This window comes from Massilia sp. MS-15 (genome assembly GCF_020176695.1).
GTDB classification, from domain to species: Bacteria; Pseudomonadota; Gammaproteobacteria; order Burkholderiales; family Burkholderiaceae_D; genus Telluria; species Telluria hydrophila.
In genome coordinates, this window is the sequence record NZ_JAIWIA010000096.1 from 1 (window position 1) to 1,436 (window position 1,436).

The following is a 1,436-nucleotide window of genomic DNA, read 5'->3' on the forward strand; positions in this document are numbered from 1 at the left end:
TGCAGGAGTCGCTCAGCAACGTGGCCCGGCATGCGCAGGCGAGCCGGGTATGGATCGACCTGCGCCAGCATGCCGGCACGCTGACGATGACGGTCCGCGACAACGGCATCGGCATCGCCCCGGGCAGCCGCAACCGCAGCGGGTCCTTCGGGCTGGTGGGCATCGAGGAAAGGATCAACATCCTCGGCGGCAGCTTCTCGATCAACAGCGGGCCACGCGGCGGCACCACCGTCGTCGTGAGCGTGCCGGTGCGCGGCCGGGCGGCCACGCCCGCCCTCGCGCAGGACAGCACCGCGTCGCTATCCGTGCCAGCCTGAGAAGCCGGTCCGCTCCCAGGACTGTTGCTTATATGCAAACCTATCATTTCTGCTAGGTACCTTGTTCCTGGAACACGCTTAGCGTATGCATGATGTGCCGGGACGCGGCACATTCAACCCAGGAAGCGAGACGAAGCACCATGCCTTTCTCCCGTCGATCCACCTGTCCGCCCGCCACGCCGGCGGTGGTGTTCACCGGAGCCCTGTTGTCGATCACGATCGGCGCCGGCTTCTACCTGGCGACCGCCGAGGCCATCGAAAGCGATGCCGAGGAACGCTTTCGCGGCATGGCGCGCGCCACCCAGTATGCGATCGACGCCCGCATCAAGAGCTATACGGACGTCCTGCGCGGCGCGGCCGGCCTGTTCCACGCCAGGCCGGACACCAGCGACGGCGAGTTCCGCGCATACGTCGAGCAGCTCGACACGCCACGCAACTTCCCGGGCATCGTCGCCCTGAACTACGCGCGCAGCGTCGGGCCCGGCGCACTGGCGGCGCTCGATGCCGAACTGCGGGAACGGCTGCGCGCGGCCGGCATGCCGGCGCCCGCCCGCGGCCTGGTCCCCGTCCCCGGCCGCGCCAAGCATACCGTGATCGTCCGGATCGAGCCGGCCAATCCGCATACACTCGCCAAGCTCGGCACCGACCTGGAGGAGAACGGCCATCTGCGCCGCCTCCTGTACGCTTCGCGCGACGGCAATACGATCACTACCTCGGGAATCCGGGTTTCCGGGTTCGGCCGGTACGACCAGGGCGGCACCGTGCTCGGCATGCGCCTGCCCGTGTACCGCGGCGGCATGCCGGCCGACACCCTTGCCCGACGCCGCGCCGCCTACCTCGGTTCGGTCGGCATCAACTTCGGCGTGGACCGGATGGTCGGCGGCGTGCTCGAAGGCTTTCCCGTGAAGGGCGTGCGCCTGGTACTGACCGATGTCGAGGCCCCTCCCATGGCGCCGGGCGAGGCGCCTCCCAGTCCGGTCCTGTACGATAGCCAGGCGGGCGCCGCGCCACCGGCGGCGGCGCCGGCAAGCGATGGCGACGGGGTGCTGCACGCCAGCCTGCCGGTGCGCTTCAACCAGCGCGAATGGCGCGCCGACTTCAGCATCGAGCGCAGTGCGC

2 protein-coding genes are annotated in these 1,436 nt (G+C 69.6%); both read left to right on the forward strand.

Annotated elements, in window-relative coordinates:
• Positions 1 to 317, forward strand: a 317-nt coding sequence (locus LCI23_RS20425; protein WP_235584520.1) for a sensor histidine kinase, incomplete at its 5' end; no start/stop codon positions are given.
• Between the two features lie 140 nt (positions 318 to 457).
• Positions 458 to 1,436 (forward strand): CHASE domain-containing protein (locus tag LCI23_RS20430; RefSeq protein ID WP_224948274.1); only part of this gene is annotated, 979 nt, incomplete at its 3' end.